The organism is Romboutsia sp. 1001285H_161024_C4 (assembly GCF_015550185.1).
Classification (GTDB): domain Bacteria; phylum Bacillota; class Clostridia; order Peptostreptococcales; family Peptostreptococcaceae; genus Romboutsia_C; species Romboutsia_C hominis.
Genome location: NZ_JADNAJ010000006.1, coordinates 14737 through 30420, shown reverse-complemented (window position 1 = coordinate 30420; position 15684 = coordinate 14737). Strand labels below are relative to the sequence as shown.

Below are 15684 nucleotides of genomic sequence, written 5' to 3'. Positions count from 1 at the left end.
AATGCATATTATATATAAAATTGATTTTTAGGAGGAAATATGATAAACGATCAAAAGTATGCTATTTTATCGCTTGAATTACATCTATTTTTTGCAAGGATAATGAAGGAGCACTCTATTTTTTTAGCGGCCGGATTTACACCTAAAAACTCAGACCTTGCTAATGAGGCAGAACATTACAAAAGGGAATTTGAAAAATTACTATCATTTGCAGTAAGTGCTAGTAATGGAATAATTAGACCTAATGTCTTACAATCTGGAGAAATTATTACTAACTATACATTAGGTACAGAAGAAAAGACACAAAATTTAACAGGAATAGAAATAGACCAAAATATAACTAGATCAGAATCAAGGCTACGTAGTGGAAATAATCCTAATGTTAGCGCTAATTTAGTAAATTATGTAGGTCAACTTAATGACAATGCAAAGAGATTACTTAAGGGACTTATTGGTTTTAAGGAAAGATTATTAGATGGAGTATTATCTTGTAACTTGTTTACAGTTAACTACCCATTACTTATTGAACATATACTTCGTGAGGCAAAATTATATCTTTCATTAGTGGAAGATCTTGATAATAGAGTTGATATTGATTCTAAAGATGCTAGAGAAACAGAGTTATTCTGGGATCAAATAATGATGGAACATGCACTATTTATAAGGGGACTACTTGATCCTTCTGAAAATAACTTAATTGAAACTGCAGATGAATTTGCAGATGATTTTGAGGATTTAATAGAAGATGCAAAAAATATGATGAATGCAACGATAAATAGTATTACAAATAAAACATTAAATCAAACTATTCAACTTAGAAACTTCAAACAAGCAGGAACAGAGGGGATTGCAAGTTGTAAAATAAGATCTATAATACTTCCACTTCTTGGAGATCATGTATTAAGAGAAGCTAATCATTATATAAGATTATTACAATCTTATCAAAACATGTAAATAAAAAAATGAGTTCTATTTATTAGAACTCATTTTTTTATTTTCTTAAAACTACATTTACAAGATTTAGGAGGGCATTTTATACCTTTGTAAATCTCTAAACATCCTATGGATAAAAGGAATACTCCAAATATTTTTCTAAGTAGTTCTGATGAAAGGTGGTTAGCTACTAGAGAACCAATAACAGCACCAATAACACCGAAGGTTGCAATTGGAATTATAAGTTTTAAAATAGTGTTTTTATTTTTTATATGAACCATTAATGCAAATATTGTCATTGGAATTGAAGAAAGTAAGTTTATGCTTTGAGCTATCTTTGGATCAATATTTAGGAATAAGATTAGGGCTGGTATTAAAATAGTTCCGCCGCCCATACCCATTCCACCTATTATGCCACCTAAAAATCCTATCAAATACAGCAATCTAAAACACCATCCTTAAAGATGCAATAATCATAATAAGCCCAAATGAAATCCGTAAAAAACGCCCAGTTACTTTACATAAAAGCTTAGCACCTAATATTCCACCAATAACACTTCCTACAGCCACTTTAAATGTAAGTTCAAGATCATAGGTACCATTAGAAATATATACAACAGAGCTTGCACTTGTAAGAAAAACTATTATCGCCAATGCAGTAGCATGGGACTTGTGTTCTTCAACCTTTAATATGTTGTTTAATATAGGAACTAATAAAGTACCTCCTCCAGATCCAAATACCCCATTTATAAACCCTGTTATAAGACCTATTAATGTATTTTTAATATTAAAATTAAAATGTTTATTTTTCATTATAATCACCTTTTAAAGATAGCTTTTACAGAAATGCTAAATTATATTTATGTAATATATAATAATTAAGAGAAAATAATTTTGAATTTTAATTTATATATATGGTTATACTATGATTAAACGAGCTTAAATACCTTCAATTAGAAGGAGAAATTCAGAAAATCATCTGAAAATATATTTATGTAGGAGAGTTCAATTATGAAAGCAGTAGTAGATAAAGATACATGTATATCATGTGGCCTATGTCCAACTATATGTCCAGAAGTATTTTCAATGGACGATGATGGAAAAGCAGTAGCAATAAGTGGCGAAGTTCCAGAAGGTGAACAAGATGCATCTAAAGAAGCTGAAGAAAGCTGTCCAGTTGATGCAATAAGCGTAGACTAATTTAAAATAAAAAATCCATCTATTTTTAGATAGCTATTTAAGTAATTAATTAGTTCTAAATAGATGGATTTTTTTTATTTATAAACATATGATATAATGAAAATATACAAAATATGTAAAGTGTGGATAGGAGATAAATATGAAAGATATAAAGTTAAAGATAGACAAAACTGTAGAGTGGTTAAGGGAAAAAGTTAAGGAAGCTAATAGTAAAGGCTTAATTGTTGGAGTATCTGGTGGGATAGATTCAGCTGTAGTAGCTTACCTTATAAAAAAAGCATTTCCTGAAAATTCTATGGGTGTAATAATGAGCATAAAAAGCAATCCAAATGATAGAGAAGATGCCCTTAAAGTTATAAATGGATGTGGTATAGAATTTCTTGACTTAGATTTAACACAGCCGCAAGATTTAATATTAAGTACAGTAATAAATTCTCTTAAAGAAAAGAATTTATATAAAGAAGATTATTTAAAAATGACAGATGCAAATTTAAGAGCGAGAGTTAGAATGAGTACTGTATATACAGTGGCAAACAATTTAGGATACTTAGTAGTAGGAACAGATAATGCGGCGGAAATACATACAGGTTACTTCACAAAATATGGAGATGGAGGAGTAGATTTAGTGCCGTTATCAAACCTTACTAAAAAAGAAGTATACGAGTGGGCAAAAGTATTAGGCGTACATAAAGATGTAATAAATAAGGCACCATCAGCAGGTCTTTGGGAAGGACAAACTGATGAAAATGAAATGGGTACGACTTATGATATGATAGATGCAGTAGTGGAAGGAAGGTTAGATGAAGTTCCACAAAAAGATAAGGAAATAATCGACAGACTTCACAGAGTGAGTGAGCATAAAAGACACACGCCAGCAGGTCCTCCTAAGTTCTAATTTACTAATTTAAATATATATGCTAAAATTTACGAGTAATAATAAATTTATGAGAATTTATTAAATGATTAGAAATATATATATATTTCTAAATAATATAAAATTAATCATACGTAGTAAGGAGTGAAAGTATGGGACGTATAGGAAACATAATAAATAGAAAAGGTAAGCAAGATGCCAAAAGAGCAAAGATATTCACTAAGCATGCTAGAGCAATAGCTGTTGCAGCTAAAGAAGGTGGAGGAGATCCAGAATACAATGCTACTTTAAAAACTGCTATAGAAAAAGCTAAAGCTGATAATATGCCAAACGACAACATAGATAGAGCTATAGCTAAAGGAGCAGGCGGTGGAGCTAACGAGAACTATGAGACTATAGTTTATGAAGGATACGGACCAGGTGGAGTTGCTGTTATAGTTGAAGCTTTAACAGACAACAAAAACAGAACTGCTGGTAACGTAAGATATTATTTTGATAAAAACGGTGGAAACTTAGGAACTAGCGGATGTGTATCATTTATGTTCGATAAAAAAGGACAAATGTTAATAGAAGCCACTGATGAAGTTTCAGAAGAAGAATTAATGGATGCTGCTCTAGAAGCTGGTGCAGAAGACTTCATAACAGAAGAAGATGGATTTGAAGTAATAACAGCTCCAGAAGACTTTACAGCTGTAAGAGATGAGTTACAAGCTAAGGGATATGAATTTATATCTGCTGAGGTAAAATTAATACCTCAAACTACAACAGTATTAACTGATGAAGAACAATTAAAGTTCATGGAAAAATTAGTTGATATGTTAGAAGAAGATGATGATGTTCAATCTATAGCTCATAACTGGGAAATCGAAGAATAATCTATAAAGATAAGAGCCTAGGCCAAAATATTTGGTCTAGGTTTTTTATGTATTTATTTGCATTTAAAACTAGAACAATATGTTTCAGATAACTCATTTGGTCTAGGCGTTTTAGAAGTAACAGCTATATTATTAAGTGCACATATGACACCTGCATTATGAGTACATGTTTTAACATTACATCCTATAAATGAACATGGATGATCATTATTAGAACTAGATAAGTTATCACTAGACTCTACAAAGGAACTACAACAAGTATGAGTGCTTGTATGAGATTTTTTGCCATTAACAGCAATTTTATTTGCATAACACAGTCCGCTATCATTATGTGAACAATTTATTACATTACAGTTTACACTAGACATAAAATTAACCTCCTAATAAATTAATAAATCTATTAGGAGTATTTCCAAGAATAAGGAAAATATATCATTATTTAACAATAAAAATAAATATATTAGTTATCGTGCATAAATAATTGATCAAAATATTGAGTATCCATAAGCGCTTTTGCAACCAATGTTGATGATGATGGATAACTTTTTATAGGTGGCCAGATAACAAATAATTCTTTTTCAAAATCATATATAGTATATTTTTCTCCACGTGTCATGATATCAGAAACTTTAGCAGCTAAGCTTTTTATCTTTAAAAAATCATCTAAGGTAAGGTCATAAAATATAGATGCCTTATGTTGTGGTTGTTTTAAAAGTAAAATATTTTGCTTAAATTCTATAAAATCAAGTCTATCGGAAATTTCTTTAACGTATGAACTCACATAAATACCCCCCTTATAAATAAATTTAATAATGATATATATAATATGTATAAAAAACAATTAATGGGACAAAAATTCAAATATAAATAATTACTAAAAATTACCTAAATATAAAAGATTTTATATCTATAACAATAAATTATGTAGAAGGAGGTATTTTAATGTTTGAAAGAAGAGACCCATTTAATTGGAAAATACCAGTTATGATAATAGCAGGAGTGGTTGCTTTAACAGGTGGTATTTATATAGGAGTAAAAACTAATAGTGCAGATGCTCAAAAAGTGAATGCTAAAGAAGAAATAAAAAAAGAACAAAAGGTTAAAGAAGTATTTGGTTTGAGTAAGGATTGTGAAATATGGGTTCATACGAAAAATGAAGATGGTAGCGAATCAGATAAGACTCCTATGATGGTAGGAACAGTAGATAAATCATTAGTAGAAATGAATGAGAAAGAAATAAGAGAATATTTAAAAAATAAATATCCAGAAAGAGAAGTAGAAAAAATAAGTAAATATGAGATAGTTTTATCAGAAATTCAAACACATAAAGATGCATCTAGAAGCAATAAGTATGCTTTAGAAGCAGATGATGATCTTATAGGACTTTATAAATATGATGATGATGGAAATCGAGAATTAGTAGAGGATACTCAAATACATATAAATTCACTTCCAAAATCAGTACAAGAAGAAATTCAAAAGGGAGTGGTCGTAGATTCACAGGAAGAAGCTTACTCAAGACTTGAAAACTTCGGAAGTTAATGAAATAACCACAACGTAGTGTATATGTTGTGGTTATTTTTGTAACGTAAATAAAACTTATGCTATAATGTATAAGAACATAAGTTTTATTTACGTTACAAAGATTAATGGGAGGAAGTTTTATTTGATAATACTAGGCATAGACCCAGGAATAGCAATAGTTGGGTTTGGAATAATAGAGTATAAAAATTCGAAATTTAGAGTAATAGATTATGGAGCAGTTACGACTCCTGCAGGAATGGATACATTAAAAAGATTAGAACTTGTTTACAAAGGAATTGATTTAATAATAAAAAAATACAATGTAGATGAAGTTGGAATAGAGGAATTGTTCTTTAATAAAAATGTTAAGACGGCTATAAGTGTAGCACAAGCTAGAGGAGTAACTATGCTTGCTTGCGCACACAATAATAAGCCTGTATATGAATACACACCTCTTCAGGTTAAACAAGGTGTAGTAGGATATGGAAGGGCACAAAAGGCACAGGTTCAGCAAATGGTAACTTCATTTTTAAACCTAAAAGCAGTACCAAAGCCAGATGACGTAGCAGATGCTTTAGCAGTTGCAATATGTCATGCTCATGCCAATAGATTGGAAAAAACATTAAAAAATATAGGGGGTAAGTATGTATAGTTATATAAAAGGAACAATAGAAGAAATATATTTAGACCATATAGTAATAGATAATAATAATATAGGATATAAAATAAATGCATCATCAAACACTATAAAAGATTTAGAAATAGGAAGTATGGCAAAGATATATACAAAACTTATAGTAAGAGAAGATGATATGAGTCTTTGTGGATTTTCAACAAAAGAAGAAATGCATATGTTTGAATTATTAACATCTGTATCAAAAATAGGTCCTAAAGTTGGACTTGGTATATTATCTTTTGCAACACCAGGACAATTAGGAGCCTATATATTAAGTGAAGATATAGCAAAAATGTCTAAAGCACCAGGTGTAGGTAAAAAGACAGCTGAAAGAATAATACTTGAGTTAAAAGATAAAGTAGATAAAAATAATATAGAATTTGAGCCAACTCTACTTACGCAAGCTCCAGTTGCTATATCAAAAGACGAAGCAGTAGATGCATTACTTGCTCTTGGGTACTCAAGTGCTGAGGCAAAGGAAGCAGTAGATAAATGTAAAAAAGACGGACTTAATACAGAAGACATAATAAAGAAATCACTAACATATCTAATGAGTAAGGCATTAAGATAAATTTATAAAATATGATATATTAGTTGAAAATTGAATCAATGAAAATTGAATCAATTAGGATATTTAATATTGTATATTTACAAGGCTTTATATTAAATACTAAAAATTAAGTTGATTGAAGGAATTTAACTTAAATAAATTGTTTAAAGACAATAAAATGTAAGGGGGTAGGATTATGTACGATTTTGAAGATGAAAACAGAATAATTACATCTACCATGAAAAATGAAGATGTAGATATAGAAAATAGCTTAAGACCAAAATCTCTAGATGATTATTTAGGTCAAGAAAAAGCTAAAGAACAGTTAAAAATATTTATAGAGGCTGCAAAGTCTAGAAATGAACAATTAGACCATGTACTATTATATGGACCTCCAGGATTAGGTAAGACAACTTTATCAAGTATAATAGCTAATGAAATGGGTGTTAATCTAAGAATAACATCAGGTCCTGCAATAGAAAGAGCAGGGGATTTAGCTGCAATACTAACTAACTTAAATGAAAATGACGTATTATTCATAGATGAAATACATCGTATAAATAGAAGTGTAGAAGAAGTATTATATCCTGCAATGGAAGATTTTTGTTTGGATATAATAATTGGAAAAGGTCCATCAGCTAGAAGTATAAGACTAGACCTTCCAAAATTTACACTAATAGGAGCTACAACTAGAGCTGGTATGCTTACAAATCCACTAAGAGATAGATTCGGAGTTATATCAAAACTAGATTATTACACTGTTGATGAATTAGCAAAAATAGTTATAAGATCAGCTGAAATATTAGGAGCTACTATAGAGGAAGGTGGTGCAATAGAAATAGCAAGACGTTCTAGAGGAACACCAAGAATAGCAAATAGACTTTTAAAAAGAGTAAGAGACTATGCACAAGTAAGAGCAGATGGAGATATAACTAACGAAGTTGCAGATAAGGCACTAGAACTTCTAGGCGTAGATAGTTTAGGTCTTGATTATGTAGACGAAAAGTTACTTATGACAATAATTGAAAAGTTTAAGGGTGGACCTGTAGGGCTAGATACATTAGCTGCATCAATAGGAGAAGATAGAAATACTATAGAAGATGTATATGAACCTTATTTATTACAATTAGGATTTTTAAATAGAGGGCCAAGGGGAAGGGTGGCAATGCCACTTGCCTATGAGCACCTAAAAATTCCTTACCCTACTAAATAAAGCTATTAAAAATAAAAACTAGGCTTTGTTTTAAAAAGAAATCTAGGGTAAAATAGAAAAGTAAAATAAAGACGAAATAAAAAATCATTAATTTATAGAGTTATAATAATGGCTAGGAATATGAATATAGAAAAAATATGATATTTTTGTTATTATGATAATTATATAAATTTTATGGAAAGGACGTTTAAATTGAAGACAAGTGATTTTTACTTTGACCTACCAGAAGAATTAATAGCGCAAGTACCTATAAAGGATAGATCAAGCTCAAAGCTTATGGTCTTAGATAGAGAAAGCGGAGAAATTGAGCATAAGATATTTAAAGATGTAATAAATTATTTAAATCCAGGAGATTGCTTAGTTCTTAACAATACTAGAGTTATACCAGCTAGATTGATAGGAGAAAAACTTGATACTGGAGGAAAAATAGAATTTCTTTTACTTAAAAGAACAGAAGAGGATACTTGGCAAGCTCTAGTTAAGCCAGGTAAAAGAGCTAAGGTAGGAGCTAAATTCTCTTTTGGAAATGGAAAGCTAATAGGAGAAGTAGTGGGACTTGCTGAAGAGGGTTCTAGAATAATAAAGTTTTATTATGAAGGGATATTTGAAGAAGTTTTAGATGAACTAGGAAATATGCCACTTCCTCCATATATAACAGAAAGATTAGAAGAAAGAGAAAGATATCAAACTGTATATTCAAAACACAATGGTTCAGCGGCAGCACCAACAGCAGGGTTACACTTTACACAAGAGCTACTTAGTGCGATAAAAGCAAAAGGTGTAGATATAGCATTTGTTACTCTTCATGTTGGCCTTGGAACTTTTAGACCAGTAAAAGTAGAAGATGTATTAAATCATGAGATGCACTCTGAGTTTTATATGGTAGATAAAGAGGCAGCTGACAAAATAAATAAAGCAAAAGCTAATGGAAAGAAAGTTATATGTGTTGGAACTACTAGCTGTAGAACTTTAGAGTCTGCAAGTAGTGAAGATGGAGTTGTACAAGAGTCTAGTGGATGGACTAATATATTTATATACCCAGGATATAAGTTTAAGGTAGTAGATAGACTTATAACTAACTTCCACTTACCAGAGTCAACTTTAATAATGTTAGTAAGTGCTTTATGTGGAAAAGACAAAACATTAAATGCATATAATGTTGCAGTTGAAGAAAAATATAGATTCTTTAGTTTCGGAGATGCCATGATTATAAAATAGGGGGAATTTGATGAAAAATATAGATAAAAATAATTTATCTTTAAGAATAGCCTATGTTTTTGAATCAATTTTAGCAATGGTGGTTCTACTTGCTGTATTTTTAGGAACTATAGACGTTTTAAGAGTAATATGGACAGCCTATATAGTAGATTTTCATACACCGGTTGATTATGGTCAACTAAATGATATATTAGGACAGATTTTACTTTTAGTTATAGGGGTAGAGCTTGTAGTAATGTTATCACTTCATATTCCAGGTGCTCTTTTAGAGGTATTACTATATGCAATAGCTAGAAAAATGCTATTACTTCCAAAGAGTGAAGGTATGACAGAAGTATTATTAGGTGTTATAGCAATAGCAGGATTGTTTATTATTAGAAAATACTTAATAGCTAAGGATAACAGTACTATGAATATAACCAGTATTCACTATGAAGACTGTGAAGAAGGTCAAGAATGTGAAGAATGCGAAGCTTGTAGAGAAAGAATGAAGCAACACAACGTATAAAATGAATAGATAGTAAGGAGACAAAATTATGAGTGCAATAAGATATGAGCTTATAAAAACATGTAAGCAAAGTGGAGCTAGATTAGGAAGACTTCACACTCCACATGGAGTTATAGAAACACCTATATTTATGCCTGTTGGAACTCAAGCAACAGTAAAATCAATGACTCCAGAAGAGTTAAAAGAAATAGGATCTCAAATAATATTAAGTAACACATATCACTTATATATGAGACCAGGACATGAGTTAGTTAAGGAAGCTGGTGGGCTTCATAAGTTTATGAACTGGGATAAGCCAATACTTACAGATAGTGGAGGATTCCAAGTATTTAGTTTAGGGCCACTTAGAAAGATAACAGAAGAAGGTGTACATTTTAGATCTCATATAGATGGATCTAAACACTTTATAAGTCCTGAAAAAGCTATGGAAATACAAAATGCTCTAGGTTCAGATATAATGATGGCCTTTGATGAATGTGCTCCATATCCAGCGGATAGAGAGTATGTTAAAAACTCTTTAGAAAGAACTACAAGATGGTTAAAAAGATGTAAAGAAGCTCATAAAAACACTGAAAAACAAGCATTATTTGGTATAATTCAAGGTGGAATGTACAAAGATTTAAGAGAGCAATCTGCTAAAGAAATATTAGAATTAGATTTACCAGGATATGCAGTAGGTGGTCTAAGTGTTGGAGAGCCTAAAGAATTAATGTATGAAGTATTAGATTATACAGTACCTCTAATGCCAGAAGATAAGCCAAGATATCTAATGGGTGTTGGAAGTCCTGACGACTTATTAGAAGGTGTTATAAGAGGAATAGATATGTTTGACTGTGTTTTACCTACTCGTATAGCTAGAAACGGTACAGCTATGACTAGTGTTGGTAAAATAGTAGTTAGAAATGCAAAATATGCAAAAGACTTTACTCCATTAGATCCAAATTGTGATTGTTACTGCTGTAAGAATTATACTAGAGCATATATAAGACATCTTGTTAAGGCTAATGAAATATTAGCAGCAAGACTAATAACGACTCACAACTTACACTTCCTATTAAACTTAATGAAGCAAGTAAGACAAGCTATAATGGAAGATAGACTATTAGACTTTAAAGAAGAGTTCTTTAAGCAATACGGATACAAATTATAGAAATTGTACTATGAAATAAAGTATTTTTAATATATAATTATTAATGAAAAGGTAAACTCTTCCTATATTTTAGGGGTATAGTTTATATAAATACTAATTAAAAATAAATAGATTATCCAAGGAGGGTAATCTATAATATTTATAGTATTATAGAATTTAGTATAATAAAAAGGAGTGAAGGTAATGCCACAACAAATGATAATGGCTGTAGTTATGTGGGTAGCAGTATTTGCTGTATTCTACTTCCTATTAATAAGACCTCAAAAGAAAAAAGAAAAGCAATTAAAAGAAATGAGAGAAAACCTAAAAACAGGAGATAAGGTAACTACTATAGGTGGTATAATAGCTCATGTTGCAAAGGTTGAAGAAGATCATGTAGTATTAGAACTTGGACCAAACAGAAGTAAAGTTCCATTTGAAAAATGGGCTATAGGAACTGTTCAGCCACAAGATGAGAAATAATTAAATAATAGTAATTTAAATACCTTTCCTAGAATATATATATATTACTGAGGGGAGGTATTTTTTATGGAAAAAACAAATCATATCTTAAAAGGTCTTGGATATGCGTACATATTAACATTAGCTACTTTACTTATATATAATTTAATACTTACATTTACAGATATGTCAGGAAGTAGTATAGCTATGGCATCTTCAGTTATAACTACAGCATCTTCAGCGTTTGGGGGCTTTTATGCTACTAAACATATAAAAGAAAAGGGTCTTATATATGGATTATTAGTAGGTTTAGTTTATATAGTGTTTCTTATATTGTTAGTTTGTTTAGCTAAAGATCAATTTATGTTTGATATGGGTATGCTTTATAAGGCACTTTTAGTATCCTTATCTGGTGGTATTGGAGGGGTTTTGGGTGTAAACTTCAAATAGAAGTTTTACATAAATACATTTTGTGATATAATCAATAGGGAAATTTAACTAGGAGGTACTTAAAATGGAAAAGAAACATGTTAAAACTTTATCTCAAGCTACATTAAAGCAAAGTGCTGCTAAAGGTGGATGTGGAGAATGTCAAACTTCTTGTCAATCTGCTTGCAAAACTTCTTGTACAGTAGCAAACCAAGAGTGCGAAAGATAATAAGTTTAGGATAAACATAAAAAGTAAGGCGTCATAACTTATGACGTCTTATTTTAATTTTAATTAATGAGTGTGATTTAGCATAGATTATATACATAAATATTATTTTATATATAAATTAAGCTAATTTTTTGAAGTATTGCCTATATTTTATTTAAGTTATATAATGAAGGATAGAGTTTAAATACAATGAGGAAAATTGTTGATATAGATGAATAAATAATAAAACTTGGGAGGACGCAAAATGAGTATGATACATAAGTTTTCAATGAACGGATATAATATAGTTTTAGATGTAAATGGTGGAGCTGTTCATGTTGTTGATGATGTAGCGTATAGATTATTAGATCATTACAAAGAAAATACAAAGGAAGAATTATTTAAGATTCTAGGTGAAGAATTCACTAAAGAGCAATTAGAAGAAGCATATGAAGAAATAGCTACTTTAGAATCAGAAGGTCTTTTATATACAGAAGATAGCTATGAATTACACCCAGCATTTGTTGATAGAAAGAAAGTTGTTAAGGCATTATGCTTACATGTTGCACATGATTGTAACTTAAAATGTAAATACTGCTTTGCAGCACAAGGTGACTTTGGTGGAGCTAAGGAAATGATGAGTTTTGAAGTTGGTAAAAAAGCAATAGATTACCTTATAGCTAACTCTGGAAACAGAAGAAACTTAGAGATAGATTTCTTTGGTGGAGAGCCATTAATGAACTTTGATGTAGTTAAGCAATTAGTTGAGTACGGAAGAAGTGTAGAAAAAGAACACAATAAAAATATAAGATTCACTATAACTACCAACGGTATATTACTAGATGATGAAAAGATAGAATATATAAACAAGAATATGCACAATGCAGTTTTAAGTTTAGATGGTAGAAAAGAAGTAAATGATAATATGAGACCAACTTTAAATGATAAAGGAAGTCATGACATAATATTACCAAAGTTTAAAAAACTTGTAGAAGGTAGAGATAAAGATAAGTACTACTACATAAGGGGTACTTTCACAAGAGAAAACTTAGACTTCTCTAAAGACGTTATGCATTTTGCTAACGAAGGATTTGCTCTTACATCTATAGAGCCTGTTGTAGATGCAGATGAAAATCCATATGCTCTTAAAGAGGAAGATTTACCAAGAGTATTTGAAGAATATGAAAACTTAGCAGTAAAATATGCTGATATGTTAAAATCAGGTAAAGATTTTAAATTCTTCCACTTTATAATAGACCTAAATCAAGGTCCATGTGTAATAAAGAGAGTAACAGGATGTGGAGCAGGAAATGAATATCTTGCTATAACTCCAAATGGAGATATGTATCCATGTCACCAATTCGTTGGAAATGAAGACTACAAACTATCTAACATAATGGAAGAAGAAATAGTATTCCCTAAAGAAGTTGTAAAGAGCTTTAGAGATGCTCACGTATACAGCAAAGAAGATTGTAAAAAATGTTGGAATAAATTCTACTGTTCAGGTGGATGTCATGCAAATGCAATAAACTTTAACAATGACATAATGAAGCCATATGAATTAGGATGCGAAATGCAAAAGAAACGTACAGAATGTTCAATAATGATACAAGCAAAATTAATGTTAGAAGGAGAATAAGATGATAAAAGGGTACAAAGGAATAGAACCTAATATTAATGAAAATGTGTTTGTAGCAGATAGTGCAGATATAATAGGTAATGTAACTATAGGAAAAAATGCTAACATATGGTATAACGTAGTTATAAGAGCAGATGAAAGTAGCATAACTATAGGAGAAAATACAAATATTCAAGATGGATGTGTAGTTCATATTTGTCATGATGCACCGACTATAATAGGAAACAATGTAACTATAGGACACAAAGCTCTTATACATGGATGTAAAATAGGAGATAATACATTAATAGGTATGGGGGCAATAGTGTTAGATGGTGCTAAAGTCGGAGAAAGTACACTACTTGCTGCTGGAAGCTTAGTACCTCCAGGTAAAGAAATACCATCAGGAGTACTTGCTATGGGTTCACCTGCAAAAGTAATAAGAGAACTAACACATGAAGAAAAAGAAAATCTTAAAAAATCAGCATTAAAATATGTAGAAACTGCAAATAATCATAAATAAGAAAACTAAAAGGGCAATTTTAATATTGCCCTTTTATTGTTTACTTAAGTCAATAAAAGATGGAGCTGATAAGAGTGAGAATAAGTTACAGAAATATAAAAAGATACAAAGAAATTATACGCATATTAATTAAATATGGGTTTTCTTATATAGTAGAAAAATTAAATATTGAAGGTGTAGCATATAAAATACCTATAACCAATCCATCTGAAGAAATAAAACAAATGTCTACGGGGGAAAAGATAAGACGAGCTTTTGAAGAGTTAGGACCTACTTATGTTAAGTTAGGACAAATCTTAAGTACTAGAAAAGATTTGTTAGACCAAGATATAATAGATGAATTATCTTTGCTTAGAGATAGTGTAGAACCTTTTGATACGGATATTGCTAAAGAGATATTTAAAGAAGAAATAGGTCTAGATATAGAAAAAGTATTTAATGAATTTAATCCTAATCCAATAGGGGCGGCATCTATTGGACAAGTATATGAAGCCAAGCTTCAAAATGGAGAAGATGTAATAATAAAGATACAAAGACCTAATATTGAAAGTAGGATAAAATCAGATTTAGAAATACTAAAGGGAATGGTTTTAGCATTTAAAGATTCAAATAAACATAGCTCTATAGACGTTATACAGATAATTGAAGAGTTTCAAACTCAATTAATGAGAGAGCTAGATTACAACTTTGAAGCTATAAATGCTATGAAGTTTAGGAAAATGTTTGAAAATAGTAGAGAAGTTTATATACCTAAAATCTATGGAGAATTTACTACAAAAAAAGTATTAGTAATGGAAAAAATTATAGGTATAAAACTAAATGATGCAGAGAAAATAAAGGAACTTAATTGGGACACAAAGATAATAAGTGATATAGGGATTAAGTCTTTATTTAAGCAAGTATTTGAGTATGGCTTTTTTCATGCTGACCCACACCCAGGCAATATTTTTGTAGTTAGTCAAAACACTATATCTTACATTGATTTTGGGATGGTAGGAATAGTAGATAGAAATACACTAAATGCTTTAAATGAAATTGCAGTAGCTCTGGTAGAGAAGAATGTAGATAGGGTAATATATATATTAACAGAGATGGATGTTATAAATAATGAAGTGGATATAATTGGGCTAAGACAAGATTTATTATATTTAATTCATTATTATTATGATGTTCCAATAGAAAAAATAAATATATCGGATATTATGAATGAAGTATTTAGATTCTTTAGAAGATATAAAGTATCAATACCATCACAGCTTTCTACACTTGCAAAAGCAGTAATAACCCTAGAAGGAACTGGAAGAGATTTAAATCCAAACTTCTCCGTGTCATCTATAGGTAAAGAATTTATGAAGCATTATTATATAAATAAATTTAATCCTCAAAATGCTTTCTTAAAGTCAAAACATATGACAGAAGAGATAATATCAGATATGAAAACTATACCTAAGCAAATGAGAGGTATACTTAGAAATATAGAAAAAAACAATATAAAAATTCAATTAGAAGACATAAAGTTTGCTTCACTAGAGGAAATAATGAGGGATCTAACTACACAAGTGTCTTTAAGTTTAGTATTAGCTGCTATAATAGTCGGTTCCTCACTTATAATTTCATCACCTAATATAACTAATAATATATGGATAAGGTTTACTGCATTAAGCGGTTTCTTTATATCATTTATAATAGGTATATTAATAGTAGTCAAAATTATAAGAATTCAATATAAAAAGAAATAGAGGGG

The 15684-nt window shown here is 30.1% G+C and carries 21 protein-coding genes; 17 read left to right on the top strand and 4 right to left on the bottom strand.

Features of this window, described 5'->3' with window-relative positions; genetic code table 11:
• Positions 1–39: 39 nt before the first annotated feature.
• Entirely contained in the window at positions 40–954 is a 915-nt protein-coding gene (locus tag I1959_RS10895) for a DUF2935 domain-containing protein (RefSeq protein WP_092923716.1), read from the top strand.
• Between the two features lie 29 nt (positions 955–983).
• On the opposite strand, the gene I1959_RS10890 is transcribed toward I1959_RS10895, so the two are convergent.
• Positions 984–1376 (bottom strand): sulfite exporter TauE/SafE family protein, encoded by a 393-nt coding sequence (locus I1959_RS10890; protein ID WP_166505991.1) that lies wholly within the window; start codon positions 1374–1376, stop codon positions 984–986.
• A 1-nt stretch (position 1377) separates the two neighbouring features.
• Positions 1378–1746 (bottom strand): sulfite exporter TauE/SafE family protein, encoded by a 369-nt coding sequence (locus I1959_RS10885; RefSeq protein ID WP_195238293.1) that lies wholly within the window; start codon positions 1744–1746, stop codon positions 1378–1380.
• Between the two features lie 198 nt (positions 1747–1944).
• Here I1959_RS10885 and I1959_RS10880 point away from each other — a divergent pair, with 198 nt between their 5' ends.
• The 3 genes from I1959_RS10880 to I1959_RS10870 all read left to right on the top strand — a co-directional run bounded on the left by I1959_RS10880 (position 1945) and on the right by I1959_RS10870 (position 3882).
• Complete coding sequence (locus I1959_RS10880; protein ID WP_092923725.1) at positions 1945–2133, top strand: ferredoxin; 189 nt, start codon at positions 1945–1947, stop codon at positions 2131–2133.
• A 139-nt stretch (positions 2134–2272) separates the two neighbouring features.
• Complete coding sequence (nadE, locus tag I1959_RS10875) at positions 2273–3028, top strand: NAD(+) synthase (RefSeq protein WP_166505989.1); 756 nt, start codon at positions 2273–2275, stop codon at positions 3026–3028.
• A 131-nt stretch (positions 3029–3159) separates the two neighbouring features.
• Positions 3160–3882 carry a YebC/PmpR family DNA-binding transcriptional regulator gene (locus tag I1959_RS10870; RefSeq protein WP_092923731.1) on the top strand — a complete coding sequence of 241 codons (723 nt, stop codon included), beginning with the start codon at positions 3160–3162 and terminating at the stop codon, positions 3880–3882.
• A 53-nt stretch (positions 3883–3935) separates the two neighbouring features.
• On the opposite strand, the gene I1959_RS10865 is transcribed toward I1959_RS10870, so the two are convergent.
• Both I1959_RS10865 and I1959_RS10860 read right to left on the bottom strand, forming a co-directional pair.
• Positions 3936–4250: a DUF1540 domain-containing protein gene (locus tag I1959_RS10865; protein ID WP_195238292.1), complete on the bottom strand. Its 315-nt coding sequence runs from the start codon at positions 4248–4250 to the stop codon at positions 3936–3938.
• A 92-nt stretch (positions 4251–4342) separates the two neighbouring features.
• A complete protein-coding gene (locus I1959_RS10860; protein WP_195238291.1) occupies positions 4343–4663 on the bottom strand; it encodes a hypothetical protein in 321 nt (106 codons plus the stop codon).
• A 161-nt stretch (positions 4664–4824) separates the two neighbouring features.
• Here I1959_RS10860 and I1959_RS10855 point away from each other — a divergent pair, with 161 nt between their 5' ends.
• The 13 genes from I1959_RS10855 to I1959_RS10795 all read left to right on the top strand — a co-directional run bounded on the left by I1959_RS10855 (position 4825) and on the right by I1959_RS10795 (position 15679).
• Positions 4825–5424, top strand: a complete 600-nt coding sequence (locus tag I1959_RS10855; RefSeq protein WP_195238290.1) for a hypothetical protein — start codon at positions 4825–4827, stop codon at positions 5422–5424.
• 124 nt (positions 5425–5548) lie between these two features.
• Positions 5549–6058 carry a crossover junction endodeoxyribonuclease RuvC gene (ruvC, locus tag I1959_RS10850; RefSeq protein WP_092923743.1) on the top strand — a complete coding sequence of 170 codons (510 nt, stop codon included), beginning with the start codon at positions 5549–5551 and terminating at the stop codon, positions 6056–6058.
• Complete coding sequence (gene ruvA / locus I1959_RS10845) at positions 6051–6653, top strand: Holliday junction branch migration protein RuvA (RefSeq protein ID WP_092923746.1); 603 nt, start codon at positions 6051–6053, stop codon at positions 6651–6653. Before ruvC ends, ruvA begins: the two co-directional genes overlap by 8 nt.
• Before the next feature lie 175 nt (positions 6654–6828).
• Positions 6829–7845 (top strand): Holliday junction branch migration DNA helicase RuvB, encoded by a 1017-nt coding sequence (ruvB, locus tag I1959_RS10840; protein ID WP_092923749.1) that lies wholly within the window; start codon positions 6829–6831, stop codon positions 7843–7845.
• A gap of 192 nt (positions 7846–8037) precedes the next feature.
• On the top strand, positions 8038–9063 hold the full coding sequence (gene queA / locus I1959_RS10835) for a tRNA preQ1(34) S-adenosylmethionine ribosyltransferase-isomerase QueA (RefSeq protein ID WP_279309989.1): 1026 nt from the start codon (positions 8038–8040) through the stop codon (positions 9061–9063).
• A 10-nt stretch (positions 9064–9073) separates the two neighbouring features.
• Positions 9074–9571 (top strand): phosphate-starvation-inducible PsiE family protein, encoded by a 498-nt coding sequence (locus tag I1959_RS10830; RefSeq protein WP_092923755.1) that lies wholly within the window; start codon positions 9074–9076, stop codon positions 9569–9571.
• A 28-nt stretch (positions 9572–9599) separates the two neighbouring features.
• A complete protein-coding gene (tgt, locus tag I1959_RS10825) occupies positions 9600–10721 on the top strand; it encodes a tRNA guanosine(34) transglycosylase Tgt (protein WP_092923758.1) in 1122 nt (373 codons plus the stop codon).
• A 183-nt stretch (positions 10722–10904) separates the two neighbouring features.
• Positions 10905–11183 carry a preprotein translocase subunit YajC gene (gene yajC / locus I1959_RS10820; protein WP_092923761.1) on the top strand — a complete coding sequence of 93 codons (279 nt, stop codon included), beginning with the start codon at positions 10905–10907 and terminating at the stop codon, positions 11181–11183.
• Between the two features lie 66 nt (positions 11184–11249).
• Entirely contained in the window at positions 11250–11612 is a 363-nt protein-coding gene (locus I1959_RS10815) for a TIGR04086 family membrane protein (RefSeq protein ID WP_092923764.1), read from the top strand.
• Positions 11613–11676: 64 nt separating this feature from the next.
• Positions 11677–11820 carry a six-cysteine ranthipeptide SCIFF gene (gene scfA, locus I1959_RS10810; RefSeq protein WP_092923767.1) on the top strand — a complete coding sequence of 48 codons (144 nt, stop codon included), beginning with the start codon at positions 11677–11679 and terminating at the stop codon, positions 11818–11820.
• 244 nt (positions 11821–12064) lie between these two features.
• Complete coding sequence (gene scfB / locus I1959_RS10805) at positions 12065–13438, top strand: thioether cross-link-forming SCIFF peptide maturase (RefSeq protein WP_166505987.1); 1374 nt, start codon at positions 12065–12067, stop codon at positions 13436–13438.
• Position 13439: 1 nt separating this feature from the next.
• Positions 13440–13940, top strand: coding sequence for a gamma carbonic anhydrase family protein (locus I1959_RS10800; RefSeq protein ID WP_195238287.1), 501 nt, complete (start codon positions 13440–13442; stop codon positions 13938–13940).
• Positions 13941–14014: 74 nt separating this feature from the next.
• A complete protein-coding gene (locus I1959_RS10795; RefSeq protein WP_092923776.1) occupies positions 14015–15679 on the top strand; it encodes an ABC1 kinase family protein in 1665 nt (554 codons plus the stop codon).
• Positions 15680–15684: the final 5 nt, after the last annotated feature.

What these genes read in the sequence shown, in the direction of transcription:
- ruvA (WP_092923746.1), top strand. Translation starts at nt 6,051, where the DNA reads ATGTATAGTTATATAAAAGGAACAATAGAAGAAATATATTTAGACCAT.
- I1959_RS10800 (WP_195238287.1), top strand. Translation starts at nt 13,440, where the DNA reads ATGATAAAAGGGTACAAAGGAATAGAACCTAATATTAATGAAAATGTG.
- tgt (WP_092923758.1), top strand. Translation starts at nt 9,600, where the DNA reads ATGAGTGCAATAAGATATGAGCTTATAAAAACATGTAAGCAAAGTGGA.
- I1959_RS10885 (WP_195238293.1), bottom strand. Translation starts at nt 1,746, where the DNA reads ATGAAAAATAAACATTTTAATTTTAATATTAAAAATACATTAATAGGT.
- I1959_RS10855 (WP_195238290.1), top strand. Translation starts at nt 4,825, where the DNA reads ATGTTTGAAAGAAGAGACCCATTTAATTGGAAAATACCAGTTATGATA.
- I1959_RS10830 (WP_092923755.1), top strand. Translation starts at nt 9,074, where the DNA reads ATGAAAAATATAGATAAAAATAATTTATCTTTAAGAATAGCCTATGTT.
- scfA (WP_092923767.1), top strand. Translation starts at nt 11,677, where the DNA reads ATGGAAAAGAAACATGTTAAAACTTTATCTCAAGCTACATTAAAGCAA.
- nadE (WP_166505989.1), top strand. Translation starts at nt 2,273, where the DNA reads ATGAAAGATATAAAGTTAAAGATAGACAAAACTGTAGAGTGGTTAAGG.
- I1959_RS10815 (WP_092923764.1), top strand. Translation starts at nt 11,250, where the DNA reads ATGGAAAAAACAAATCATATCTTAAAAGGTCTTGGATATGCGTACATA.
- I1959_RS10880 (WP_092923725.1), top strand. Translation starts at nt 1,945, where the DNA reads ATGAAAGCAGTAGTAGATAAAGATACATGTATATCATGTGGCCTATGT.
- I1959_RS10865 (WP_195238292.1), bottom strand. Translation starts at nt 4,250, where the DNA reads ATGTCTAGTGTAAACTGTAATGTAATAAATTGTTCACATAATGATAGC.
- ruvB (WP_092923749.1), top strand. Translation starts at nt 6,829, where the DNA reads ATGTACGATTTTGAAGATGAAAACAGAATAATTACATCTACCATGAAA.
- scfB (WP_166505987.1), top strand. Translation starts at nt 12,065, where the DNA reads ATGAGTATGATACATAAGTTTTCAATGAACGGATATAATATAGTTTTA.
- yajC (WP_092923761.1), top strand. Translation starts at nt 10,905, where the DNA reads ATGCCACAACAAATGATAATGGCTGTAGTTATGTGGGTAGCAGTATTT.
- I1959_RS10870 (WP_092923731.1), top strand. Translation starts at nt 3,160, where the DNA reads ATGGGACGTATAGGAAACATAATAAATAGAAAAGGTAAGCAAGATGCC.
- I1959_RS10895 (WP_092923716.1), top strand. Translation starts at nt 40, where the DNA reads ATGATAAACGATCAAAAGTATGCTATTTTATCGCTTGAATTACATCTA.